This is a genomic window from Rathayibacter sp. VKM Ac-2856 (assembly GCF_013205055.1).
Taxonomy (GTDB): domain Bacteria; phylum Actinomycetota; class Actinomycetes; order Actinomycetales; family Microbacteriaceae; genus Rathayibacter.
In genome coordinates this window covers 1,456,781-1,481,368 of sequence record NZ_JABMLF010000001.1, presented here as the reverse complement: position 1 = coordinate 1,481,368, position 24,588 = coordinate 1,456,781, and the positions used below count along the sequence as shown (strand labels likewise).

Below are 24,588 nucleotides of genomic sequence, written 5' to 3'. Positions count from 1 at the left end.
GTCGGGTGCCCGCGTCGATCCGTCACGGACGGTCGTGCTGCTCGGTGGGCGACAGCCGTTCGTGACGGATCGACGGCGTGGTCAGGACAGGTGCGGCACGACGTCGCGCTCGAAGAGCTCGATGCCGGAGCGGTCGTACGCGGCGTCCGGGAAGTACGTGATCGCGTAGTCCATGCCGCGCTCGCGCATGTCGCCGAGGCGGTCGACGATCTGCGCGGGGGTGCCCACCGCGAGGGCGTCGGGGCCGCGGTACTCGGCGACGAAGGCGGCCGCCGCCTCCGCACCGAGAGCGGGAGTGACCCGCTCCTCCAGGCGCTGCAGGCCCTTCTCGACCTCCGCCTCCGTCTCGGCGATCATCACGTTGTAGTTGGAGCTGCGGGTGATGGCGGCGTAGTCGGTGCCGAGGCGGTCGCAGTGCCCGCGGAGGACGGCGCTCTTGTGGTCGAACGCCTCGGGAGCGCCCGCGAAGTTCGTGTACTGGGCGTACTGCGCGGCGATGCGGAGCGTCACCTTCTCACCGCCGCCGGCGACCCACAGCGGGATGCCGCCCTGCTGCAGGGGCAGCGGGCGGTTCACCGCACCGTCCACCTGGTACCAGCGGCCGTCGAGCGTCGCGACGCCCTCGGTCCAGGCCTGCCGCATGATCTGCAGGCCCTCGTCGAGGCGGCCGAGGCGCTCGGCGATCGGCGGGAAGCCGTAGCCGTAGGCGCGCCACTCGTGCTCGTACCAGCCGCCGCCGATGCCCATCTCGACCCGGCCGCCCGAGACGATGTCGACGGTGGTGGCGATCTTGGCGAGGTGGGCGGGGTTGCGGTAGCTCATGCAGGTGCACATCTGGCCGAGCCGCACCCGGGAGGTGGCGGCGGCGAACGCGGCCATCAGCGTCCAGGCCTCGTGCGTCGCCTCCTCCGTCACCACCGGGACGGTGTGGAAGTGGTCGTAGACCCACACCGACTCCCAGGGGCCGTCGTCGGCGTGCTGGGCGAGGTCGCGCACGGTGCGCCACTGGTCGGCGGGATCGATGCCGACGAGGTCGTGGCGCCAGCCCTGGGGGATGAAGAGTCCGAATCGCATGCCGCCGACCCTAGGGTGGCGCGCCTCGGCGGTCGAGGGGGTGGCGGTGGCCGCGTACGCTTCCGACCGATGCTGACGTTCACCGAGGACCTCGCCCTCCCCGTCATCCTGCTGATGATCCTGGCCGCGTTCGCCGCCGGCTGGATCGACGCGGTGGTGGGCGGCGGCGGCCTGCTCCAACTCCCCGCCCTGCTGCTCGTGCCGGGCATCTCGCCCGTGCAGGCGCTCGCGACCAACAAGCTCGCCTCGATCTTCGGCACGACGACGAGCGCCGTCACCTACTATCGGCGCGCGAAGCCGGATCTGCGGACGGCGCTGCCGATGGCGGCGGTCGCCCTCGCCGGCAGCTACGGGGGCGCGAACCTCGCGGGGCTGCTGCCGGCGTCGGTGTTCAAGCCGATCATCGTGGTGGCGCTGATCGTGGTGGCCGTGGTGACGATCGCGCGGCCGGCGATGGGCAGCGTCACCGCGCTCAAGCACGCCGGGCGGCGGCACCTGGTGACCGCGGGGGTGCTCGGGCTCGTGATCGGGTTCTACGACGGCCTGATCGGGCCGGGCACCGGGACGTTCCTGATCATCGCGCTGATCACGGCGCTCGGCTACGACTTCCTGCTCGCGAGCGCGAAGGCGAAGATCGTCAACGTCGCGACGAACCTCGGCGCCCTGCTCTACTTCGTGCCGGGCGGGCACGTGATCTGGGTGCTCGGGCTCTTCATGGGGCTGGCGAACGTGGCGGGCGCGTACCTCGGCTCGCGGATGGCGGTCGCGAAGGGCAGCCGCTTCATCCGGATCGCGTTCCTGGTGGTCGTCGGGGCGCTGATCGTGAAGCTGGGATTCGACGTCTGGACGGAGAACCTGGCACCGCTGCTGGGCTGACGGCGGGCCGGTTCCGACAGAGCATCAGCCGGGAGGGGTCGCCATCCCCGATGGGCGATGAGGACCTGTCCCGGCTGATGCTCTGCGCTCGGTGGGCGTCGGATCAGCCGAAGGGGATCGCCCCGACCAGCACGCCGACCGCCAGCATCACCAGCGAGACGACCACCGCGCGCCAGAGCACCTTGCGGTGGTGGTCGCCCAGGTTGACCGCGGCGAGCGAGACCAGCAGCAGGATCGCCGGCACCAGCGGGCTCTGCAGGTGGACGGGCTGACCGGTGATCGACGCGCGGGCCATCTCGACCGGGTCGATGCCGTACTGCGCGGCGCTCTCGGAGAGCACCGGGAGGATGCCGTAGTAGAAGGCGTCGTTCGACATGAAGAAGGTCATCGGGATGCTCAGCACGCCGGTGATCACGGCGAGGAACGGGCCGAGCGCGGGCGGGATGACGTCGACGACCCACTCGGCCATCGCGTCGACCATGCCGGTGCCGTTGAGGACGCCGATCAGCACGCCGGCCGCGAGGACCATCGAGACGACGCCGACGATGCTCGGAGCGTGCTTGACGATCTCGGCCGCCTGGTCCTTCATCTTCGGGAAGTTGATCAGCAGCGCGACCGCGGAGCCGACCATGAAGACGTAGGGGAGGGGGAGGACGTCGGCGACCAGCAGGGTCATCACGGCGAGGGTCAGCACGAGGTTGACCCAGATCAGCTTCGGGCGCAGCGTCTCGCGCTCCGGGTCGAGCATGGTGTCGGCCATCGCGGTGTCGGCGTCGTCGGCCTGGACGCGGGCGGCGACGGCGACCTGGGCGCCGCGCAGCGACTCCGGGCCGCGGAGGAAGGAGAAGCGCTCGCGGGCGACGGTGCGGATGCCGCCGGTGAGGGCGGCGAGGCCGCCGGTGCGGGCTCCGGAGCGGGCCGAGCCGCCGCGGGATCCGGCGCCGACGAGCTCCTGCTCGAGCATCGGCTCCGCGAGGGCGAGCGAGCCGAGGCGGCGGCGCTCGCCGAGTCCGAGGAACCAGGCGAAGACCAGCGTGACGGCGAGGCCGACGGCGAGCGAGGGGAGCATCGGCACGAAGATCTCGCTCGGAGAGACCTGCAGGGCGGCGGCGGCGCGCACCGTCGGGCCGCCCCAGGGGACGATGTTGAGCGTGCCGTTGGCGAGGCCGGCGACGCAGGTGAGGACGACCGGGTTCATCCCGAGGCGGAGGTAGATCGGCAGCATCGCGGCCGTGGTCACGATGAACGTGGTCGATCCGTCGCCGTCGAGCGAGACCGCACCGGCGAGCAGGGCGGTGCCGAGGACGACCTTGGCCGGGTCGTCGCCGAGCGCGCGGACGATGAAGCGGATCAGCGGGTCGAACAGGCCGACGTCGATCATGATGCCGAAGTACATGATCGCGAACATCAGCAGCGCGGCCGTGGGGGCGAGGCTGCCGATCGCCTCCAGCACCATGTCGCCGATGCCGAGGCCGGCGCCCGCGAAGAGCCCGAAGATCGTCGGGACGACGATCAGGGCGACCATCGGCGTCAGCCGCTTGGTCATGATCAGGGCCATGAAGGCCAGGATCATCGTGAATCCGAGTACTACCAACACTGCTGACTCCTTCGTCGTCGTGCGTCCGGGATCCCGCGGCGGGCTCTCCAGGTCGTGGACACACTAGGCAGGGCGGGCGGTGCGGCCCGGGTATCGCTCATAAGCGCGGGATCTGCGCATAGTGTGGGTTCTGCGCATTCTGCGCATCCCGACCCGGATCATCCCGACCCGGCACGGCCCGGCCCGTCCCGATCCGGCCCGTCCGGTCCGCTCGACGGCGAGGAGGCCCCATGCGCTTCGCGACCCACGTGCTCGTGCTGCAGCTCGCGACCGTCGCCGCCGCCGTCCTGGTCTGCGCCGGACTGGTGACCGCGCTGAGCGTGCAGCAGCTGCAGGGCGAGGCGGAGGAGACGGCGCTCGCGATCGCCCGGACCGTCGCCGAGGACGCCGACGTGCGCGAGGCCGTGACCGCCTCCTCGCTCGATCCGGCCGTCCCCTCGCGCGCGGAGCTGGAGGGCGGGACGCTCGAGACCGCCGCCGAGGCCGTGGAGGAGCGCACCGGCGCCCTCTTCGTCGTGATCACGGACGACCGCGGCATCCGGCTCGCGCACCCCGACCCCGAGCGGCTCGGCGAGGTGGTCTCGACGAGTCCGGAGGAGGCGCTGGCCGGGCGAGAGTCGGTCTCCTGGGGCACCGGCACGCTCGGCGAGTCCGCCCGCGCGAAGGTGCCGGTGTACGCGCCGGACGACGCGACGCGCGTGGTGGGCGAGGTGAGCATCGGCTTCGCCCGCTCGAGCGTCTTCACGGATCTGCCGACCGCGCTGCTCGGCGTGCTCGCGGCGGCGCTCGCCGGACTCGTGCTCGCGGTCATCGCCTCCGTCTTCATCCGCCGTCGGCTGCTGCGCCTCACCCTCGGGCTCGCCCCGGAGGAGCTCACCGCGCTGGTGCAGGATCAGGCCGCCGTCCTCGACGGGGTCGACGAGGGGGTGCTCGCGCTCGACCGCGACGGACGGGTCGGCGTCTGCAACGCCCGGGCCGCCGCGATCCTCGGCTCGGAGGACCCGACCGGACGGGCGCTGCACGGGCGGGCCCTCGCCGATCTCGCGCTCCCGCAGCCGCTCGCCGACGCGATCTCGACGGCCCTCGCCGGCGAGCTCCCGCCCGGCGCCGGCGAGGAGGGCTTCGTCGTCCGCTCGCGCATCGTCTACGTCGACATCCGGCGGGTGACGCGGGGCGACCGCGATCTCGGCGTCGTGGTCGTCCTGCGCGACCGCACGGCGCTCGCGGCCCTCAGCCGCCGCCTCGACGCGGTCGGCGCGATGACCAACGCCCTGCGGGTGCAGCGGCACGAGTTCGCCAACCGGCTGCACGTGGTGGCCGGGCTGCTGGACGCCGGGCGCACCGGCTCCGCCCGCGAGTACCTCGACGAGGTGCTGACCCGCGGGCCGCTGAAGTACCCGGTCCAGCACGCCGACCGGCTGCAGGAGCCCTACCTCCAGGCGCTCGTCGGCGCGAAGGGGATCGAGGCGGCCGAGCGCGGCGTCCTGCTGACCCTGGGCGAGGAGACGCTGGTGCGCGGGACGGTGATCGAGCCGGAGGACGTCGCCACCGTCGTCGGCAACCTGGTCGACAACGCGGTGCGCGCCGCCGTCGAGGGGCGGCGCGACGTGCGCTTCGTCGAGGTCGAGCTGCTCGACGACGGCGGCACGCTCTTCGTGACCGTGGCCGACTCGGGGGACGGCGTCGCCGATCCGGACTCGCTCTTCGCGCGCGGACCGGGCGCGGTGGCGGAGGACGACGACCGCGTGCACGGCCGCGGCTTCGGGCTGCCGCTCTGCCGCGAGGTCGCGGCGCGGCGCGGTGGCGAGGTCTGGCTGGCGGACGCCGGCGGTGCCGCGACGGGCGCGGTGCTCTGCGCGCGGCTGCCGGGTGCGGTGCGGCCGCCCGACGAGGCGGCGCTCGAGGACGAGCCGGCCGACGACGAACCGCTCGATGACGAACTGCCCGGCGAGGAGCCGCACGGCGAGGAGGACCGATGACCCCGGACCAGCAGGAGCGGACCGTGCTCGTGGTCGACGACGACTTCCGGGTGGCGCAGCTGCACGCCGACCTGGTGGACACCCGCCAGGGGCTGCGGGCGCTGCCGCCGGTGCACACCGCCCGGGCCGCGCGGGCCGCGGTGCTCGAGCAGGCGCCCGACCTGCTCCTGCTCGACGTGCACCTGCCCGACCAGAGCGGCATCTCGCTGCTGCGCGAGCTCGAGACCGACGCCTTCGTGGTGAGCGCCGCCTCCGACGGCGCGACCGTCCGGCGGGCCCTGCACGCGGGGGCGCTCGGCTATCTGATCAAGCCGTTCGACGCCCGGCTGCTCGGCGAGCGCCTCGACGCCTACGTGCGCTTCCGCAACGTGCTGCGCGAGGACCGGGTCGCCGACCAGGAGGCGGTGGAGCGGGCGCTGCGCATCCTGCACTCGGGCGACGCCGCGGCGACGCAGCCGTCGCGCTCGGCGACGGAGCAGCTCGTGCTCGCCCGGCTGGCCGAGTCCGGCGCGGAGCTGTCGGCCCTCGAGGTCGCGGAGCGGGCCGGCATCTCGCGCGCGACCGCCCAGCGCTACCTCTCGGGCCTCGCCGGCCGCGGCCTCGTCGAGATGACCCTCAGCTACGGGACGACGGGCCGGCCGGAGCACAGGTACCGAGCGAGGTAGGCGCAAGGGAGAAGGCCCCCGGATCACCTCCAGGGGCCTTCAGAATCGGCGATCTCCACGAGGCGAACGTGCGATTCGCGTGCCAGCGAATCGTGCTGGCCGATGGTTCGCCGCTCTGCGGGACGCGACCGCTTGCGCGAGCCGACTGCGGTGCGCCGCCACGCGGCGCACCCGGGAACTCAGTGCCCCGCGTCGGTGTCCGCGCCGGCCGCGGCGGCGACGCGCTTGCGCTCGGCGGCCTCGGCGGCCATGCGGCGGCCTTTGGGGCTGACCAGCGACGCGATGACCGTGACGGCCAGCACTCCGATGATGACGGTGAGCGAGAGGCCGGTGCCGATCTCGAAGACCTCGACGTGCTCGCCGCCGTTGATGAACGGCAGGTTGTTCTCGTGCAGCGCGTGCAGGATCAGCTTCACGCCGATGAAGGCGAGGATCGCGGCCAGGCCGTAGCTGAGGTAGACGAGGCGGTCGAGCAGGCCGTCGATCAGGAAGTAGAGCTGGCGGAGTCCGAGCAGCGAGAACGCCGTCGCGGTGAAGACCAGGAAGACGTCGCTGGTGAGGCCGAAGATCGCGGGGACGCTGTCGAGGGCGAACAGGATGTCCGTTCCGCCGATCGCCGCCATCACGAGGATCATCGGCGTGAGGACCTTCTTGCCGTCGATGTGCGTGTAGAACCTGTCGCCGTCGTACTGGTCGCTCGTCTTGAAGACGCGCTTGGCGAGGCGGACCATCACGTTGTCGCCGGCGTGCTCGTCGCCGGGCTTCACCAGGTTGAACGCGGTCAGCAGCAGGATCAGGCCGAAGAGGTAGAAGATCCAGGCGAAGGAGTTGATCAGCGCGGCGCCGAGGAAGATGAAGCCGGTGCGGGCGATCAGCGCGAAGACGATGCCGAAGAGGAGCACCTTCTGCTGGTCGGCGCGCGGCACCTTGAAGCTCGCCATGATGATGAGGAAGACGAAGAGGTTGTCGACCGACAGCGCCTTCTCGGTGATGTAGCCGGCGAAGTACTCCGAGCCGGGCGTCGGTCCGCCGAAGACGAGGACGCCGACGCCGAAGAGCACGGCGATGCCGACGTAGAGGGCCGACCAGATCGCCGACTCCTTGAGCGTCGGCTCGTGCGCCTTGCGCACGTGGAAGAAGAAGTCGAAGAGCAGGAGCAGGACGATGAAGACGATCGTCAGGGTCCAGATCAGGGGCGACACGGTCATGGGGGGCTGGCCTCGCTCGAGAAGGGGGTGGGGACGGTCGTGGGGACTCCGCACGGCGGTTGAACGCTAGCGATCCCGCGGGCGGGCGGGACCCCTGTCCGACGGATCGTGAGTATCTTCTCAGTTCTCGCGCGCTTCTTCGCGCTCCGCGGCTGGAGGGCCACACTGGTCCCATGCCCGGCACCGCGGTCGACAGGACCTTCCAGGACGCCTACGGCGTGACGATCCACTGGCGCTGGTGGGCGCACCCGAGCCCGAGGGCGATCGTGCAGATCGCGCACGGGGTGGGCGAGCACTCCGGCCGCTACGTCGAGCTCGCCGAGGCGCTCGTCGCGGCGGGCTACGCCGTCGCGGCCGACGACCACCGGGGGCACGGTCAGACCGGGCTCGAGCAGCACGGCGGCGACACCGCCGAGCTCGGGCGCCTCGGGCCGGGCGGCCTGCGCGCGGCGGAGGAGGCGGTCAACCGGCTCACCCGCGAGCTCGCCGGCGAGAACTGCAGCGTCCCGATCGTCCTGCTCGGCCACTCCTGGGGGTCGCTGATGGCGCAGCGCATCGTCGACCACCGCTCCGCCGACTACGCGGCGCTCGTGCTCAGCGGCACGGCCTACCGGCTCCCCGGCTACATGAACGCCGGCGATCTGACCCGGCGGCACCGGGTGCCCGGGGGCCTCGGGCTCGAGTGGCTCTCGCGCGACCCGGAGGTCTGGCAGCTCTTCCACGACGATCCGCTGACCTTCACGACTCCGCTGGCGAAGCGGATCGGGCTCCGCGAGACGCTCCGCCTCGTCGGCCGGCCCGCCCGGCACCCCGAGCACCCGCTCCCGCTGCTGCTCGTGGTCGGCGCCGACGACACGCTCGGCGGCGAGCGCTCGGTGCGCGCGCTCGCGCAGGCCTACCGCCGTCGCGCCGGCTACACGGACGTCAGCGTCCGGGTGTACCCGGAGGCGCGGCACGAGCTGTTCCAGGAGCTGAACCGTGTCGAGGTCACCGCCGACCTGGTCGACTGGCTCGACGAGAGGTTCCCCGCTCCGACGGGTGAGGACGCCCCTCCCGCCTAGGCTGACGTCATGCATGGCGAGTACAAGGTCCCCGGTGGAAAGCTCGTGGTCGTCGACCTCGACGTGGTCGACGGGAGGTTCGCGGGCTTCCGGCTGGCGGGCGACTTCTTCCTCGAGCCCGACACGGCGCTCGACGACATCGACCGCGCGGTGGTCGGGCTGCCGGCCGAGAGCGACGCGAAGACGATCGCCGCGGCGATCCGCCAGGCGCTGCCGGCCGACGCCGTCCTGCTCGGCTTCACCCCCGAGGCCGTCGCCGTCGCGATCCGGCGCTCGCTGCAGAAGGCGACCAGCTGGCGCGACTACGACTGGCGGATCGTGCACGCGAAGGCGGTCTCCCCGTCGATGCACCTCGCGCTCGACGAGGTGCTGACGGCCGCCGTCGGCGAGGGGCGCCGCGAGCCGACCCTGCGGATCTGGGAGTGGGACCAGCCCGCCGTCGTCATCGGCAGCTTCCAGTCGCTGCGCAACGAGGTCGACCTCGAGAACGCGGAGAGGTTCGGCGTCGAGGTCGTCCGCCGGATCTCCGGCGGCGGCGCGATGTTCATGGAGGCGGGCAGCGTCGTCACCTACTCGCTCTACGTGCCGGGCGACCTGGTGCAGGGCCTCACCTTCGCCGACTCCTACGCCTTCCTCGACGAGTGGGCCGTCAGCGCGCTGCAGTCGCTCGGCATCGACGCGGTCTACCAGCCGCTCAACGACATCACCTCGCCCTCGGGCAAGATCGGCGGGGCCGCGCAGAAGCGCCTCGGCTCCGGCGCCGTCCTGCACCACGTGACGATGAGCTACGACATCGACGCCGAGAAGATGGTCCAGGTGCTGCGGATCGGGCGCGAGAAGCTCTCCGACAAGGGCATCGCCTCCGCGGTCAAGCGCGTCGATCCGCTGCGCAGCCAGACCGGGCTCAGCCGCGCCGAGATCATCGAGCGGATGAAGGCGACGTTCGTCCAGCTGCACGGCGGCACCGCGGGCGATCTGACGGCCCAGGAGTACGCGGAGGCCGAGGAGCTCGTGGCGTCGAAGTACTCGACGCCGGAGTGGCTGCGCCGCGTCCCCTGACGGGCGTCGGCGGCTGCGCTTGCGGAGTCCTCGGGCCGCGGCTCAGCTCGCGAGGAGCTCCTGGTAGTCCGGGTGCTCGGCGATGAAGTCGGCGACGAACGGGCAGAGCGGGATCACGTGCGCACCGCGCTCGTGCGCGTCGTCCAGGGCCGCCTCGACCAGGCGGTCGCCCAGGCCCTCGTGCCGGTGCTCGGGGGCGATCTCGGTGTGCAGGAAGACCACGTCGGCCCCGCGGACCGCGTAGTCGGCCAGGCCCACGTTCTCGCCGTCGACCCACAGCGTGTACTGGGACCGGTCCTCGTCGTGGCGCACCTCGGAGATCATCGCGTCACTCTACGCCGGGGCCCGAGGCGGTCCGGGCACGCGCTCGCCGGGGCGTGTCGGAGGGGCCGCCGACCCCGTGGCACCATTGCGGAGTGCCCAGGACGATCCAGATCGCGGACGGCGTCCCGGAGACCCGGAGCGCGGTGATCCACGCCGAGAACCTCGAGGTCCTGCCGCTGCTCGCGGACGGGGCGTTCACGGTCGTGTACCTCGATCCGCCGTTCAACACCGGCCGCGCGCAGGTGCGGACGTCGACCACCTCCGTCCGCTCGGCGACCGGGACCATCTCGGGCTTCAAGGGGCGCAGCTACGAGCGGATCCGCGGCGACCTGCTCCGCTACGACGACCGCTTCGACGACTACTGGTCGTTCCTCGAGCCGCGGCTGGCCGAGGCCTGGCGCCTGCTCGCCGACGACGGCACGCTCTACCTGCACCTCGACTACCGCGAGGCGCACTACGCGAAGGTGCTGCTGGACGCCCTGTTCGGGCGCGAGTGCTTCCTCAACGAGATCATCTGGGCCTACGACTACGGCGCGAAGGCGACCAAGCGCTGGCCGACCAAGCACGACACGATCCTCGTCTACGTGAAGGACCCGCGCGGCTACCACTTCGACTCCGCCGCCGTCGACCGCGAGCCGTACATGGCGCCCGGGCTCGTCACCCCCGAGAAGGCCGAGCGCGGCAAGCGGCCCACCGACGTCTGGTGGCACACCATCGTCTCGCCCACCGGCCGCGAGAAGACCGGCTACCCCACCCAGAAGCCCGAGGGTGTCCTCCGCCGGATCGTCCAGGCCTCCAGCCGCGAGGGCGACGCCGTCCTCGACTTCTTCGCCGGCTCCGGCACCACCGGCGCCGTCGCCCACGCCCTCGGCCGCCGCTTCGTCCTCGTCGACGAGCACGCCGACGCCATCGCCGTCATGCGCCGCCGCTTCGCCGCCCACGACCCGGAGCCCCTCTTCCTCTGAGCGCCCGTCCGCCCCGCCCCGCCACTCTCCAGAAGTTGTCGTACTCGGGCGTCGACTACGACAACTTCTGCGGACTCGAGGGGGCGAGGGTCCTCCACAGGGGGGAGTGGCGGGAGTTGTCCGCGGGTGAGGGGGAGGGGCGCCCCGCGGTCCGGTCGGGTGCTGCACCATCGGCGCATGACAGACATGGATCTCGGAGAGTTCACCCGGCGCTCAGCCCTCCGCGGAGGAGCGACGGACGGCGAGCTGCGCTCGCCGCGGCTGGCCAGTCCGTTCCACGGAGTGAGGACGCGGGTCGTGCCGGTCACGCACCTCGAGCGGGCGACGGCGTACCGGCCGCGGCTTCGGCCCGGTCAGTTCTTCTCGCACCTCACCGCGGCCGAGGCCTGGACGGTTCCGCTCCCGTTCAGGAGGCTCGAGGACGACCAGATCCACGTCGCCGCCTTCTCGCCGCGTCGCCCGCCCCGCACCCGAGGAGTCGTCGGGCACGTCCTCCTGCCGCAGCACGTCGACGTGGTGCGCCGCTTCGGCCTGCCGGTCGCCGACGCGGCGTCGACGTGGGTCTCCCTCGCGATGCTCCTTCCGGATCGCGACCTCCTCGCGGCGGCCGATCACCTCCTCCTCGTCCCCCGCTACCCGGACCGCTCCGACCCGCGGCCGTACACGGAACTCTCCGAACTGCAGGATCGAGTGGACGGGTACCACGGGAGGGGACGCCGGCGGCTCGACGCGCTGCTGCGTCTCGTCTCGACCGCTGCGGCCTCGCGCAAGGAGACGGAGCTGCGGTCGCTGGCCCACGAGGCGGGACTTCCGGTTCCGGAGGTCAATGCCGAGATCAGGGTCGGCGGCCACCTCATCGCGATCGGCGACCTCGTCTTCCGGCAGTGGAAGGTGCTCGCGGAGTACGACGGCCGCCAGCACCAGACGAGCGATGCGCAGTACGCGCGCGATCGCGAGCGCTCCCTGGCGCTCCAGCTGGCGGGCTGGATCCAGGTGGTGGTCAGAGCCGACGGGCTCGGCCGGGACAGCGCCCGGACAGTCGCCGAGATCCGCGCCGCCCTCATGGCTCACGGCTGGCGCCCGTGAGCGCGCCGCTGTCGCTCAGCGCGTGTCCTGGCCGTCCACTCCTCAGAAGTTGTCGTACTCGATCGTCGAGTACGACAACTTTCGAGGGGTGGGAGGGGTGGGAGGGGCGGGAGGGGTGGGAAGGGTGGGAGCGGCCGTCAGGAGCTCGCGCGGACGACCAGCTCGGTGGGCATCAGGGTGCGGTGGTCGACGTCGACGCCCTCGATGCGGGCGGTCAGCAGCTCGGCCATGCGGGCGCCGAGGTCGACCGGGACCTGGCGGACGGTGCTCAGAGCGGGGACGGCGGAGCGGGCGAAGATGTCGTCGTCGAAGCCGACCACGGCGACGTCCTCGGGGACGCGGCGGCCCGCCTCCCGCAGCGCCGCGTACGCGCCGACGGCCATCTGGTCGTTCGCCGCGAAGAGGCCGTCGATCGACGGGTCGCGCTCGAGGAGGCGGCGCATCGCGTCGGTGCCGCTCTCGGGCGAGAAGTCGCCCCACTCGACGAGGGAGTCGTCCAGGCCGGCGTCGGTCAGGGCGCTGCGCCAGCCGATCAGGCGGTCGACCCCCGGCGGCATGTCGGCCGGGCCGGCGATCGTCGCGATGCGGCGGCGGCCGCCCGCGATCAGGTGCGCGGTCGCGACGGCCGCTCCGTCGGCGTTGTCGACGTCGACGTAGTAGGAGTCGCGCTCGTCCGGCGAGAGCGGCCGCCCGCCGAAGACGATCGGCAGCGAGTTCGAGAGCGCCGCGTAGGAGTGGTCGCCCGAGTGGTGCGAGACCACCAGAGCCCCGTCCACGTTGCCGCCGAGAAGGTAGCGGCGTGTCTTCTCGCCGCTCGTCTCCGACGCGATCAGCATCGAGAGCGTGTAGTCGGTGTCGGCCAGGCGCATCGCGGCGCCCTGCACGATCGCCGCGAAGAACGGGTCGGCGAAGACGCGCGCGGTCGACTCCGGCACGATCAGCGCGATGGACTGCGTGCGGCGGGAGGCGAGCATCCGCGCCGCCCGGTTGGGCACGTAGTCGAGCTCCGCGATCGCCTTCTGCACCGCGGTGACGATCTCGGCGGCGACCTGCGGCGCGTTGTTGACGACCCGCGAGACGGTGGCGCGCGAGACTCCGGCCCGCGCGGCCACCGCCTCGAGCGTCGGCGAGCGCCCGCCTCCCCTGATGCCCTCGGACACGGTCTAGTCCAGCGCCTCGGCCGCGGTGCCGCCGATCAGGCGGGAGTAGACGAGCCCGGAGTCCTTGATCAGGCGCTCCTGGCTGGAGTAGTCGACGCGGACGATGCCGAAGCGCTTCTCGTAGCCCCAGGCCCACTCGTAGTTGTCGAGCAGCGACCAGACGAAGTAGCCGCGGACGTCGGCGCCCTGGTCGATCGCGTCGGCGACCTTCTCGACGTGGTCGAGCACGTACTGGGTGCGGTCGGCGTCGTGCACGCGGCCGTCCTCGACGACGTCGTTGTAGGCGGCGCCGTTCTCGGTGACGTAGAGCGGCGGGAGGTTCTCGTACTCCAGGCCGAGCCGGGTGAGCAGGTAGCGCAGCCCGTCGGGGTGCACCTCCCAGTCCATCGCGGTCCGGGGGAGGCCGCGGGAGGGGAAGGTGATCGACTCGGAGCCGACCCACGGCGAGCCGACCTCGCGCTCGGTGGCCTGGGCGAAGTCCTCGGCGCCGGCCGGCAGCGGGTGACCCGAGACGTTGTCGTCGTGGTAGTGGTTCACGCCGAGGAAGTCGAGCGGCTGCGCGATCGTCGCGAGGTCGCCGTCGAGGATCAGCTCGTCGAGGCCGAGGCCCGCGACGTCCTCGAGGAGGTCCTCGGGGTACTCGCCGAGCAGCAGCGGGTCGAGGAAGATGCGGTTCTGCAGCGCGTCGAAGCGGCGCGCGGCGTCGAGGTCGACCTCGTCCTCGGGGTCGTCGGGGACGGCGTTGGAGAGGTTCAGCGTGATGCCGAGGTTCTGCGCGCCGAGCTCGCGCAGGGCCGAGACCGCGAGGCCGTGCGCGAGGTGGGTGTGGTGCACCGCCGCGAGCGCGGCCTGCTGCGAGATCACGCCGGGCGCGTGGATCCCGGCGCCGTAGGACAGCAGGGTCGAGCAGAACGGCTCGTTGAAGGTGGTCCAGTGCTCGACCCGGTCGCCCAGGCGGGCGTGGACGGCCTCGGCGTAGTCCCGGAACCGCTCGGCGGTGTCGCGGTTCGTCCAGCCGCCCTGCTCCTCGAGCGCCTGCGGGAGGTCCCAGTGGTAGAGCGTCAGCCAGGGCAGCACGCCCGCGTCGAGCAGCTCGTCGACGAGGCGGGAGTAGAAGTCGAGTCCCTCGGCGTTGACCGAGCGGTCGCCGGGCTTCACCCGCGACCAGCTGACCGAGAAGCGGTAGGAGTCGAGCCCCAGGCGCTTCATCAGCTTCACGTCGGCGGGCATGCGGTGGTAGTGGTCGACGGCGACCTCGGGAGTGTCGCCGTTCGCGACGGCACCGGGGACGCGGGAGAAGGCGTCCCAGATGCTGTCCTCCTTGCCGCCCTCGTGACCGGCGCCCTCGATCTGGGCGGCGGCGGTGGCGGAGCCCCAGAGGAATCCGGCGGGCCAGTCGCGCGCGGCGAGGCGGTCGGCCCGGGCGATCTGCTCGGAGAGGGCGGGCGTGGCGGGGGAGGGGGGAACGGTCACTGCGGACTCCTTCGGCGGCTGTCCCGTCATCCTATGACCTCCGTGGAGCGCTCTCTCGCCGCCGTGGCGCACCGCGCCGGAGAACGCCGACGGCCTGGCACGCCGAGGCGTCCGGGCCGTCGAGGGTCGGCGGGAGCGGACGGCGAGGGGTCAGCCCCGCCGGCCGCCGTCCTCCGTGCGCCGGGGCGCGGTGGCGACGGAGTCGGTCCGCACGTCGGGCTCGATGCTCCCGGCGGCGAGGTCCGCGCCGGCTCGAGCGGCCAGCTGCGGATCGGTCCGGCGCAGCTCGGCCGCGGCGTCCTCGTTCGCGAGGTCGTGCGCCTCCTGCATCGCCGACTTCGCCCGCAGCGGCGGGGTCTTGAGGAACCAGGACAGGACGAAGGCGAGCAGCACCACGCCGAGCGCCACCTGGAAGACGGTGACCGTCGCGTCGTTGAAGCCGGTGAGGAACGGTGCCGAGAGCGCGTCGTTCGCGGTGTTCAGGAACGAGGTGTCGCCGTCGAGCGCCGAGCCGATCGCGGAGGTGTCCTGCGACTGCAGCAGCTTCAGGATGCCCGCGTTGGCCGGGTCGCCCGTGACGGCCGGATCCGCGGTGGCGGCCTGCAGGTCCGCGGCGATGGCCGGGTTCTTGAAGGCCGCGGCGATGGTGTCGGGGATGCGGCTGAAGAGCACCGAGAAGATGACCGCCGTGCCCAGGGTGCCGCCGATCTGGCGGAAGAAGGTCGAGGCGCTGGTCGCGACGCCCATGTCGGCGGTGCCGACGGAGTTCTGCGAGGCGAGGGTGAGCGTCTGCATCATCTGGCCGAGTCCGAGGCCGAGCAGCAGCATCCCGCCCATCACGAAGATCACCGGCTTGTCGATCGAGACGAAGGACAGGGAGAAGAACGCGGCCGACATCAGGAAGGTGCCGAGGATGGGGAAGGCGCGGTAGCGGCCGGTGCGCGAGATGATCTGGCCCGAGACGATCGAGGCGATCATCAGGCCGAGGATCATCGGCAGCATCAGGAATCCGGACTCGGTCGGCGTCGCGCCGTTGACGAGCTGCAGGTACAGCGGGAGCGCCATCATGCCGCCGAACATGCCGAAGCCGACGAGCACGCCCAGCACGGTCGCCATCGAGAACGTCGGCGAGCGGAAGAGCTTCAGCGGGATCAGCGCGTCGTCGCCCATCATCCGCTCGGCCGCGATGAAGCCGACGATGCCGAGCGCGCCGACGATGTAGCAGACCCAGGCGATCGAGGAGCCCCAGCCCCACTCGCGCCCCTGCTCGGCGACCAGCAGCAGCGGCACGGCGGCGATGACGACGAGCGCCGCGCCCCACCAGTCGATCCGCACCGAGCGGCGGGCGGCGGGCTTGGGCAGGTGCAGGAACCGGACGACGATGAACAGCGCCACCGCGCCGATCGGCAGGTTGATCAGGAAGACCCAGCGCCAACCGGTGATGAAGAGGATCTCGGGGGTGCCGGCGAGGAGGCCGCCGATCAGCGGGCCGACGACGCTGGAGACGCCGAAGACGGCGAGGAAGTAGCCCTGGTACTTGGCGCGCTCGCGCGGCGGCAGGATGTCGCCCATCACGGTGAGCGCGAGGGACATCAGTCCGCCGGCGCCGAGGCCCTGCACCGCGCGGAAGCCGGCGAGGCCGAGCATCGACGTGGCGAAGCCGGCCAGGAGCGAGCCGATCAGGAAGAGCACGATCGCGATCAGGTAGAGCGGGCGGCGGCCGAAGATGTCGGAGAGCTTGCCGTAGATCGGCGTCGCGATCGTCGAGACGATCAGGTACGCGGTGGTGACCCAGGCCTGCTGGGAGAGGCCGTCGAGGTCGTCGGCGATCGTGCGCATCGAGGTGCCGACGATCGTCTGGTCGAGCGAGGAGAGGAACATCCCCGCCATCAGGCCGAAGATCACGAAGAGGATCTGGCGGTGGGACATGATCGCGCCCGACGGGGTGGCGGCGGGAGCGGGCGGGCGGGCGGAATCGGTCACGGGGGTCCCCTTGTCTGGCGGACGCCGCCAGGGCACGGCGGACCGCCGCAAACGTTGCGTGCTGCGCAAAGTTACACCGCGTGCGGAGTCCGCTCCACCGCTTCCGGCGAGCCTGTGGAGGATCTCAGAGGGGCCCACCCGATCCGGGGTCCGGCGCCGCCTGCGAGGGGGTCGACGCCGCCGTGGCTCAGCTGTGCGCGGGGACGGCCGCCTCGGTCCAGCCCGCCTCGCGGAGCGCCGCCCGCGCCTCGGCACGCGCCGAGTACGGCGTCCGCACGCCCTGGATGTCGCGGTAGTTCTGGTGGCCCGGTCCGGCCCAGAGGATCGAGTCGCCCTCCTGCGCCAGCGACACGGCGACGCGGATCGCGCGCTTGGGGTCGTCGACCTCGTGGATCTCGCCGTCCGGCCGCGCCGCGCGGGCCGCCGCCATCAGGGTGCTGCGGATCGACGCCGGGTCCTCGAAGCGCGGGTGGTGGTCGGTGATCACCAGCACGTCGCTGCCCGAGACCGCGGCCTCGGCCATCGCGGGCCGCTTGAGCGCGTCGCGGTCGCCGTCCGCGCCGAAGACCATGATCACGCGGCCCGGGGTGACCTCGCGCACCGCCTCGAGCGTGCGGGCGAACGCGTCGGCGCTGTGGCCGAAGTCGACGTAGACGGTGGGGCCGTGCTCGCCGGAGACGCGCTCGGTGCGGCCGGGGAGGGAGACGTCGAGTCCGCCGTCGCGGTGCAGGGCGGCGCGGATCTCGCCGATCGGCCGGCCCGCCTCGATCAGCATGACGATCGCCAGCGCGGCGTTGGCCGCCATGTGCGCGCCGATGATCGGGACGGACGTCGTGATCGCCCGCTTCTCCCGGTTCTCGACGCGGAAGTGCGTGCGGCCGAACTCCTGCTCGAGGATGCTCACGCGCCAGTCGGCGTCGACGTCCGGCAGCGAGGTGATCGTGGTGACGGGCACGCCCGCGGTGCCCACGATCCGGTGCCCGGCGGGGGAGTCGAGTGATACGACCGCGCGGCGCGAGCGGTCCGGCTGGAACAGCTGCGCCTTCTGGGCGAAGTAGGTGTCCATGTCGCCGTAGTCGTCGAGGTGGTCGTGGCTGAGGTTGGTGAAGGCGGCGACGTCGAACACCACGCCGTCGACCCGGTGCCGGGTGAGGGCCTGCGCGCTGACCTCGATCGCGGCGGCGCCCACGCCCTCCTCCGCCATGCGCGCGACGAGGGCGTGCAGCTCGGTGGCCTCGGGAGTGGTCAGCCCGCTGGTGACGGAGGTGTCGCCGATGTGGCGCTCGGCCGTGGAGCTCAGGCCCGGCTTCACGCCGAGCTGGCGCAGCAGGCCCTCGAGCATGTGCACCGTGGAGGTCTTGCCGTTCGTCCCGGTGACGCCGAGCAGCAGGGGCGCGCGCTCCGTGGTCGCGTAGACGACCGCCGCCGCGGCGCCGAGGCGGGACCGCGGGTCGTCGACGACCAGCACGGGCAGGCCGGTGGCGCGGGAGGCGGACTCGCCGGCCGCGTCGGTGAGGACGGCGGCGGCGCCGCGCTCGGCGGCCTCGGTGACGAAGTCGGAGCCGTGGCGGTTCACGCCGGCGAGCGCGACGAAGAGGTCGCCGGGCTCGACGTCCGACGCGGTGAGCGTGATCCCCGAGACCTCGACGGGCGGGACGTCGCCGTCGGGCAGCTCGAGCGCGCGGGCGAGGGCGGGGAGGGGGACTGCTCGGACGTGCAGGGGGCGCAGCATGGGGTCCTCTCGTCTTCGGGACCGGGGGCGGCGCTTCCGAGGGGGCGGAGGCGCGCGGTCACCGAGGCTGTCACTCAAGCTAGGGGGTTCGCTTATGTGAATCCTTTGAGGATATTCGACACCCGCGTGGAGGAGCAGTGGTGGACAGATCCCTCGACCGATGCTTCCGCACTCCGGGGCCGGTCTACGGGCAGGCCCGCCCGTAGGCTCGGAGCATGACGTCGGACGAGAACCGGACTCCGGAGGGGCGCCCCCTGCGCCGCCGAGCACTGGTGATCGGGGGAGTGGCGGTGGCCGCCGGAGTCGCCGCTGTCGGCGTGAACGCGGCGCTCGGAGCCGGTCGCCCGACCGCTCCGACGGCGACCGGGACCCCCTCGCCGAGTGCGACGCCGAGCGCCTCCGCGACCGCGAGCGCCGCACCGGTCGAGACGCCGGTCGAGACGCCGACCCCGACGCCGACTCCCACCCCCGGGATCGACCTCGCCGCCCACTCCGTGGACGATCCGGCCAGCATCTGGGTGGTGGTCAACAAGCTCCGGACCCTGAATCCGGTCGACTACGTCCCGGCGGACCTCGTCTACCCGGCCGTCCCCTACGTGAACCGCCAGCCCATGCGCCAGGCGACGGCGGACGCGCTGGTGCCGATGTTCGCCGCGGCGTCGAGCGAGGCCGGGCTGACCCTGGCGGTGCAGAGCGCGTACCGCTCCTACGACACCCAGGTGAGCGTCTACGCCGGCTGGGTCTCCTCGCGCGGGCAGGCCGGAGCGGACGCGACGAGCGCCCGCCCGGGTCACAGCGAGCACCAGACCGGCTGGGCGGTCGACGTCGTCGGCTCCTCGGGCACCTGCGCGCTCGAGATCTGCTGGGGCGACACCCCGGAGGGCCGGTGGGTCGGCGAGAACGCGCACCGCTTCGGCTTCCTCGTCCGCTACAAGCCCGACACCACTCCGATCACCGGCTACGAGTCGGAGCCGTACCACCTGCGCTACATCGGAGTGGAGCTCGCCCAGCACCTGCGGGACGCAGGCATCCCCACCCTCGAGCGCCTCTTCGGCCTCCCCGACGCCCCCGACTACGCGGCGGGCACGACCTCCTAGCAGCGGCCTCCTGCCGGCGGTCTTCGACCGGCCCTCTTGCGACACGCGGCAGGCTGCTGCGCGTCTGCTGACGCTCCGCGGGGCCGCCCGTGACGCTCCGCGGGGCTACCCCTGGCGCCCTGCGGACGGGGATCCGTCGCGCGCCGAACGGGACGTCCGGCGTCAGGCCTTCCTTCGGCGGGGGCACTTTCCTAACCTCTCCTGCAACACGAGTTTCTCTCGCGTGCGATCGAAGGAGATCCCATGACGTCCCCGCTGCTCGCCTCCCGGAGGCACGCGTCCGCTTCGACTCTGACGGCCCTGCTGGTCGTCTCCGCTCTGACCGCCCCAGCGGCCGCGGCCGCGGAGGACGCCGGTCCGCCGGCGCTCGCCGCCGGGGCGGTCGCCGACGCTCTCGCGAACGTCGAGAGGATCGATCCGACTCTCGTGCACGACGCAGACGCCGGAGGATCCGGGCTCGGTTCCCCGGGGTCCGGCTCGGTGATCGTCCCGTCCGACCCCGCCCTCGGAGTGCGGATCAGCGACGGTGATCGGACCGTCAGCGTCGACCTGCCCGATGCGGCGAGCGCGGCTCCGGCCGTCACTCTCGCGGACGGCGGAGTCGTGTACCCCGCGCCTCACAGCGCGACCACCGTCCTGGTCGGCGATCGCGGTGTGCAGATGCTGACGACGATCGCGGATGCTCAGGCCCCCACCGACTACTCCTACGACGTGACCCTCGCCGAGGGACAGCGGCTCGAGCTGCTCGGAGACGGGACGGCGGTCGTCGACGCGGACGGCGGCATCGCGATGGTCGTCGGTGCGGCGTGGGCGATCGACGCGGACGGGGATCGGATGCCGACGCAGTACTCGGTGTCCGGCTCGACGCTCACTCAGACGGTCGACCACACAGCACCTGGAGTCGCCTACCCGGTGGTCGCCGACCCGGCGTGGCTGGCGCCCCTGGTGCTCAAGTGCCTCGTCGGACTCGGGCTCAACGGGGCGCAGATCGGCCTCGCCGCGACATCCGGTCTACCGGGTTCGATCGGTGCGGCTCTGGCGAAGTCGATCGCCGCGTGTCTCACCGGAAAGTGAGGACGTGATGTTCCGCCGCTGTTCGCGCGAGAGGCTTCAGCGGGACCTCGACGCGGCCGAGGCCGCCATCGCAGCGCACGTGCTCTCCTCGGAGCGGACGAAGCGCATCGAGGCGATCATCGAGCAGGGCGAGGGAGACAAGGACCTGATCAGCGCGAGACTCGCGGGGGAGGGGTTGCCTGAGCTGCACAGGATCGGGCTCTTCTACGTGCGGAGCTGGCCGAGTTGGTGGTGGCTGCACAATCGGCGGCGTGCCGCCCTGCGCAGGATCGAGCGGCACAGGGGGTGAACCCGCTTCGTCATCCGGGCCTGTGTGGTGCGCAGGATCGAGCGGTTGCGGGACGGACGCGATGTCCGGTCGGACATCCGGATCCGTCCGAAAGTCGGGCCGCAAGGGGTTGCGGAGGGCGCTGCGATCAGAATCGGATGTGACAGACGGGCGTTGTTACCGTACCGTTACTCGGAGTGCTTTCGGAGGCAGCCCCTAGGGCTCTCCGACTCCCGCGTGGTGACATGGCCGCTTCCCCCCGATGATCCGCACGCCCCCGCCCCCGTGCGCACCGACCCGTGAGTTCCCCTGTGCCCCACAGTTCCACCCGTTCCACCCTGCCCGCCGCAGCCGAGGTCGCCCCCGCCGACGCTGAGCTCGCGCCCCCGCTGACCCGCCGTGAGGCGCGCGAGCGCGAGGGCCGCGTCCGCGCGACCCCGCCCGCCGCGACTCCGGCCGCCGCTGCCGAGCCGGCTGCCCGGCCCGCCGCCGCCCTCGCTCCCGCGGCGCTCGCCCCGGCCGCCGAGGGCATCCGCCCCTCCGCCCCCGCCCCGCTGCACCCCGCCGGCGGCGACGCCTTCCCGTCCCGCCGCGACCGCAGGGCCGCCGAGGGGCACCGCCCGCGCACCGAGCCCGCCCGCCGCGGCTCCTCCTTCTTCCGTCCCTCCCGCCGGCACCTCGTGCTGGCGATGTCGGGCGGCCTCGTCGTCGTGGCCGTCGCCACCGGCGCGAGCCTCACCGTCGGCGCCACCGCGGACGCCGAGTCGGCCGCCGCATCCGCCGCCGCCCCGACCGCGACCGCCGCCCCCGTCACGGTCCTGCCCGCCACCACCGTCGACGCCCGCGTCGTGCTCAGCAGCGTCTCGACCACCTCCGGCACCGTCGCCGGCGGCACGAGCGTCACGATCGCCGGCTCGAACCTCGACTCCGTCGCGACGGTCCGCTTCGGCGACGCCGAGGGCAGCGTCACGGTCGACAACCCCGACCAGATCACCGTCACCGCGCCGCCCTCGAACGGCGAGGCCGAGGGCGTCGTCCCCGTCGCCTTCTTCGACGCCGGGGGAGCCCCGATCACCTTCGACGCGGTCACCGACTCCGTCGCCGCCGCCACTGTCGACGGCACGCCCGCCGAGACGGTGCAGCCCACCGTCGACACCACGGCCCCGGCCGAGGAGCCTCTCACTGCGACCACGGACGCCGCCGCTCCCGTCGCCGGCGCCACCGCGACTCCGACCGCCGAGTCCACTCCCGCTGAGACCGCTCCTGCTGAAACCGCTCCCGCCCAGACCGCCGCGGAGGCGTCGCCCGCCGAGCTCGTCGCCCCCACCGCGACCGCGACGCCGAGCCCGGCCGCCACCGGCGTGCTCGCCACCACCAAGGTCGTCGCCTCCGCGATCACCTTCGCCTACACGCCCGACCCGGCGATCGAGGCCGCGAAGGCCGCCGCGGCGCTCGAGGCCAGCCGCCTCGCCTCGCAGCTCGACTACCTGCAGACCTACTGGTCCGACTACAACTCCGCCCAGTACGGCGTCATCGGCGGCAACGACTGCGTCAACTTCACCTCGCAGTCGCTGATCGCCCGCGGCTGGGAGATGGACGGCGAGTGGAGCTACTCGCGCACCGGCGGCTACAGCTCGGCCTGGGCCTCGTCCACCGCCTTCAACTCCTACCTGGCCGCGCACCCGGAGCGGGCGACGCCGCTCACGAACGCGCAGCGCTCGCAGGTGAAGCCCGGCGACGTCGTGCAGTTCGACTGGGACGGCTCGGGCGACTGGGATCACACCGGCGTCGTCACGAGCGTGAAGGGCGACGTCGTCCTCTACTCCTCGCACACCGCGGACAACCTCGACCAGAGCATCGACTCGGCCTCCGCCGGTCGCATCATGTTCTGGAGCATCTGAGTCCTGGAGCATCTGAGCACTCGCCGGCAGCCCGCTCGAACGGCGCACCGGGAGAGCCTGGGACACCCCGGCGCGTGACACCGCCGCAGACACCGAAGAGGCCGCCGTCGCATCAGCGACAGGCGGCCTCTTCGTGGTGCGGGATCGGCGTCAGTTCTTGAAGACGTCCTTGACGTCCTCGCCGACCTTCTTGGTGTGGGCCTTGGTCTGGTCGGCCTGGCCCTCGGCCTCGAGCTTCTCGTTGTCGGTCAGCTTGCCGGCCGCTTCCTTGGCCTTGCCGAGCAGGTTCTCGGCAGCGTTGCGGATCTTGTCGTCAGCACCCATGAGGGGCTCCTTCCGTTCGATTCATGTCGTCCCCCGGCGACGTCCGCCGGAGGAAGGTGGTGGGCGAGCGCGAGCGCTCGCGGGTCAGGCGACCCGGTCCTCCTTGGAGAACCCGGCCCGGGCACTCGAGGCCACCTCGAGCACGACGGGCAGTCGCGCCCCGAGCAGGCGGTCGAGGGCGAGGACCTCCTGGTGCACCGCGTCCACGACCGTGCGGGGCGAGACCCCGCCGCGGGGCAGGACCCGGACCTTGAGGGCCGTCGACGAGCCGTGCCGGTAGGCCGAGACCGTGACGTCCAGCAGATCGGTGCGGCCTGCCAGGGCGTTCTCGAGGACGTCCTCGGCGAAGCCGGTGGCGATCTCGATCTCACCGGCGACCCCGCTCGACGAGCCCGAGTCCCGGAGGACGGTGCTCGTGCGGCCCCGGCCGTGGGCGGAGATCAGCACGATCGCGAGGACGATGCCCAGCAGGCAGATCCCGACGATCGCGTAGAGCGGCCACAGCACGGCGGCGTCGCTCCAGGCGGTGCCGTCCTCCGGCGAGATGCGGGAGACCAGCGCCGCGCCCCGGCCGTCCGCGACATCGGCGACGGCGTCGCGGACCGGCTGAGAGACGGCGATCAGGACCAGGCCGGCGGTGACGGCGGCGAGGACGAGGCCGACCAGGAAGAGGATCAGGCGGTTCACGAACCGGTTGCTCGTGGTCATCAGATCCTCCCGGACTCGGAGATGCGGACGGTGGCGCGCGGGGCGGGCGTCGCCTGGATGCGGCTCAGCTCGTCGTCGACGGCGGACTGCACGGCGTCGCGGTCGACGCTGATCCCCGAGGAGGGGGTCACCTCGATCACGGCGGTGCGGCGGCCGATCGACGCGCGGGTGTCCTCGCGGCGGGAGTGGGCGGCCGTGCGGGCCGACCGGGCGAGCGAGGACGCGATCACGCCGTCGTCGAGGACCACGGCGAGCCGGTCGTCCGCGACGGTGTGGCGGGCGCGGGCGCCCGGAGCGAGGGCGAGCACCAGCAGGATCAGCGCGAGCACCGCGGTGCCGACGGCGATCCCGATGATCGCGCCCGAGGTGAGACCGGTCACTCCGACGATCGCTCCGAGGAGCGCCGACGGGGCGAGCAGGAGCGGGGCCGCACCGAGGATCGCGAGCACCGCCTCCGTCCCGACGTACGCGGCGATCAGGGCGATCACCACGAGCACGACGATCTGGGCGACGGAGCGCGAGCTGTGCGTCTCGCGCCGCAGGTAGCGGCGGTAGCGCGCGTCGGGGGCGGCGTCGCGCTGCGGGGCTGCGGGGCTCATGCGACCCTCCTCGGGGTTCGGCTGGGGGTGCGGGTGCCGGTGACCCGGAGGTCGACTCGGCTGACCGTGCGGCCGGTGAGCGCCCCCATGCGGGAGGCGATGGCCGCGCGATCGCGGTGGAGGCGGTCGAGCAGGCTGCCCTCGGCCGCGCCGGAGCCCGAGGGCTCGGCCGCCACGGGAGCGCTGACGGCGAGCGCGAGCCCGCCGCTGTCGTCCGACAGCCGGACGCGGATCGCGGAGACCTCGACGCCCAGCTCCTCGTGGACGATCGCGACCGCCATCCGCTCGAGGGAGCGGACGGAGATCGTGACGGTCCCCGGCTCCGTCGACGCGGTGCGGTCGGCGGGACGCTGGTCGAGTGCGGTCACGGCGACT

At 72.6% G+C, this 24,588-nt stretch carries 23 protein-coding genes; 11 read left to right on the top strand and 12 right to left on the bottom strand.

The genetic code is table 11. The features are described from left to right. Nucleotides 1-81 precede the first annotated feature (81 nt). On the bottom strand, nucleotides 82-1,074 hold the full coding sequence (locus HQQ82_RS06910) for an LLM class F420-dependent oxidoreductase (RefSeq protein ID WP_173232223.1): 993 nt from the start codon (nucleotides 1,072-1,074) through the stop codon (nucleotides 82-84). Between the two features lie 69 nt (nucleotides 1,075-1,143). Here HQQ82_RS06910 and HQQ82_RS06905 point away from each other — a divergent pair, with 69 nt between their 5' ends. After that, nucleotides 1,144-1,950: a TSUP family transporter gene (locus HQQ82_RS06905; RefSeq protein WP_173232222.1), complete on the top strand. Its 807-nt coding sequence runs from the start codon at nucleotides 1,144-1,146 to the stop codon at nucleotides 1,948-1,950. A gap of 103 nt (nucleotides 1,951-2,053) precedes the next feature. Here HQQ82_RS06905 and HQQ82_RS06900 read toward each other — a convergent pair whose 3' ends face one another. Further along, nucleotides 2,054-3,523, bottom strand: a complete 1,470-nt coding sequence (locus HQQ82_RS06900; protein WP_173232375.1) for a CitMHS family transporter — start codon at nucleotides 3,521-3,523, stop codon at nucleotides 2,054-2,056. 254 nt (nucleotides 3,524-3,777) lie between these two features. Here HQQ82_RS06900 and HQQ82_RS06895 point away from each other — a divergent pair, with 254 nt between their 5' ends. Continuing rightward, nucleotides 3,778-5,526: an ATP-binding protein gene (locus HQQ82_RS06895; protein ID WP_173232221.1), complete on the top strand. Its 1,749-nt coding sequence runs from the start codon at nucleotides 3,778-3,780 to the stop codon at nucleotides 5,524-5,526. Next, on the top strand, nucleotides 5,523-6,191 hold the full coding sequence (locus HQQ82_RS06890) for a response regulator (RefSeq protein ID WP_173232220.1): 669 nt from the start codon (nucleotides 5,523-5,525) through the stop codon (nucleotides 6,189-6,191). The genes HQQ82_RS06895 and HQQ82_RS06890 overlap by 4 nt, the downstream gene beginning before the upstream one ends. A gap of 179 nt (nucleotides 6,192-6,370) precedes the next feature. On the opposite strand, the gene HQQ82_RS06885 is transcribed toward HQQ82_RS06890, so the two are convergent. After that, entirely contained in the window at nucleotides 6,371-7,399 is a 1,029-nt protein-coding gene (locus HQQ82_RS06885; protein WP_173232219.1) for a TerC family protein, read from the bottom strand. A gap of 173 nt (nucleotides 7,400-7,572) precedes the next feature. On the opposite strand from HQQ82_RS06885, the gene HQQ82_RS06880 reads away from it, so the two are divergent. Beyond that, nucleotides 7,573-8,460: an alpha/beta fold hydrolase gene (locus HQQ82_RS06880; protein WP_173232218.1), complete on the top strand. Its 888-nt coding sequence runs from the start codon at nucleotides 7,573-7,575 to the stop codon at nucleotides 8,458-8,460. 9 nt (nucleotides 8,461-8,469) lie between these two features. Continuing rightward, the gene (locus HQQ82_RS06875; RefSeq protein ID WP_173232217.1) at nucleotides 8,470-9,519 is read left to right on the top strand and encodes a biotin/lipoate A/B protein ligase family protein; all 1,050 of its coding nucleotides are present in this window, start codon (nucleotides 8,470-8,472) and stop codon (nucleotides 9,517-9,519) included. 42 nt (nucleotides 9,520-9,561) lie between these two features. Here HQQ82_RS06875 and HQQ82_RS06870 read toward each other — a convergent pair whose 3' ends face one another. Continuing rightward, a complete protein-coding gene (locus HQQ82_RS06870; protein WP_173232216.1) occupies nucleotides 9,562-9,843 on the bottom strand; it encodes a GNAT family N-acetyltransferase in 282 nt (93 codons plus the stop codon). 92 nt (nucleotides 9,844-9,935) lie between these two features. On the opposite strand from HQQ82_RS06870, the gene HQQ82_RS06865 reads away from it, so the two are divergent. Next, nucleotides 9,936-10,808: a site-specific DNA-methyltransferase gene (locus HQQ82_RS06865; protein ID WP_367947841.1), complete on the top strand. Its 873-nt coding sequence runs from the start codon at nucleotides 9,936-9,938 to the stop codon at nucleotides 10,806-10,808. A 177-nt stretch (nucleotides 10,809-10,985) separates the two neighbouring features. Beyond that, nucleotides 10,986-11,894, top strand: coding sequence for a hypothetical protein (locus HQQ82_RS06860; RefSeq protein ID WP_173232215.1), 909 nt, complete (start codon nucleotides 10,986-10,988; stop codon nucleotides 11,892-11,894). A gap of 137 nt (nucleotides 11,895-12,031) precedes the next feature. Here the strand turns inward: HQQ82_RS06860 and HQQ82_RS06855 are convergent, their stop codons facing one another. From HQQ82_RS06855 to HQQ82_RS06840, 4 genes are all read right to left on the bottom strand, one after another. Beyond that, on the bottom strand, nucleotides 12,032-13,054 hold the full coding sequence (locus HQQ82_RS06855) for a LacI family DNA-binding transcriptional regulator (RefSeq protein WP_173232214.1): 1,023 nt from the start codon (nucleotides 13,052-13,054) through the stop codon (nucleotides 12,032-12,034). A gap of 3 nt (nucleotides 13,055-13,057) precedes the next feature. Continuing rightward, the gene (locus HQQ82_RS06850; RefSeq protein WP_367947859.1) at nucleotides 13,058-14,482 is read right to left on the bottom strand and encodes a GH1 family beta-glucosidase; all 1,425 of its coding nucleotides are present in this window, start codon (nucleotides 14,480-14,482) and stop codon (nucleotides 13,058-13,060) included. A 195-nt stretch (nucleotides 14,483-14,677) separates the two neighbouring features. Next, nucleotides 14,678-16,456 carry an MDR family MFS transporter gene (locus HQQ82_RS06845; protein ID WP_173232373.1) on the bottom strand — a complete coding sequence of 593 codons (1,779 nt, stop codon included), beginning with the start codon at nucleotides 16,454-16,456 and terminating at the stop codon, nucleotides 14,678-14,680. A gap of 241 nt (nucleotides 16,457-16,697) precedes the next feature. After that, nucleotides 16,698-18,242 carry a Mur ligase family protein gene (locus HQQ82_RS06840; RefSeq protein ID WP_173232212.1) on the bottom strand — a complete coding sequence of 515 codons (1,545 nt, stop codon included), beginning with the start codon at nucleotides 18,240-18,242 and terminating at the stop codon, nucleotides 16,698-16,700. A gap of 215 nt (nucleotides 18,243-18,457) precedes the next feature. Between HQQ82_RS06840 and HQQ82_RS06835 the strand changes: the two genes are divergently transcribed. From HQQ82_RS06835 to HQQ82_RS06820, 4 genes are all read left to right on the top strand, one after another. After that, a complete protein-coding gene (locus HQQ82_RS06835; RefSeq protein ID WP_173232211.1) occupies nucleotides 18,458-19,339 on the top strand; it encodes a M15 family metallopeptidase in 882 nt (293 codons plus the stop codon). Between the two features lie 243 nt (nucleotides 19,340-19,582). After that, nucleotides 19,583-20,413 (top strand): hypothetical protein, encoded by an 831-nt coding sequence (locus HQQ82_RS06830; protein ID WP_173232210.1) that lies wholly within the window; start codon nucleotides 19,583-19,585, stop codon nucleotides 20,411-20,413. 7 nt (nucleotides 20,414-20,420) lie between these two features. Continuing rightward, complete coding sequence (locus tag HQQ82_RS06825; RefSeq protein ID WP_173232372.1) at nucleotides 20,421-20,702, top strand: hypothetical protein; 282 nt, start codon at nucleotides 20,421-20,423, stop codon at nucleotides 20,700-20,702. A gap of 290 nt (nucleotides 20,703-20,992) precedes the next feature. Then, a complete protein-coding gene (locus tag HQQ82_RS06820; protein ID WP_173232209.1) occupies nucleotides 20,993-22,582 on the top strand; it encodes an amidase domain-containing protein in 1,590 nt (529 codons plus the stop codon). 150 nt (nucleotides 22,583-22,732) lie between these two features. Here the strand turns inward: HQQ82_RS06820 and HQQ82_RS06815 are convergent, their stop codons facing one another. From HQQ82_RS06815 to HQQ82_RS06800, 4 genes are all read right to left on the bottom strand, one after another. After that, on the bottom strand, nucleotides 22,733-22,906 hold the full coding sequence (locus HQQ82_RS06815) for a CsbD family protein (protein WP_123444986.1): 174 nt from the start codon (nucleotides 22,904-22,906) through the stop codon (nucleotides 22,733-22,735). 84 nt (nucleotides 22,907-22,990) lie between these two features. Next, entirely contained in the window at nucleotides 22,991-23,614 is a 624-nt protein-coding gene (locus HQQ82_RS06810; RefSeq protein ID WP_173232208.1) for a hypothetical protein, read from the bottom strand. Beyond that, complete coding sequence (locus HQQ82_RS06805; RefSeq protein ID WP_173232207.1) at nucleotides 23,614-24,213, bottom strand: DUF6286 domain-containing protein; 600 nt, start codon at nucleotides 24,211-24,213, stop codon at nucleotides 23,614-23,616. Before HQQ82_RS06805 ends, HQQ82_RS06810 begins: the two co-directional genes overlap by 1 nt. After that, complete coding sequence (locus HQQ82_RS06800; RefSeq protein ID WP_173232206.1) at nucleotides 24,210-24,581, bottom strand: hypothetical protein; 372 nt, start codon at nucleotides 24,579-24,581, stop codon at nucleotides 24,210-24,212. The genes HQQ82_RS06805 and HQQ82_RS06800 overlap by 4 nt, the downstream gene beginning before the upstream one ends. Nucleotides 24,582-24,588 lie beyond the last annotated feature (7 nt).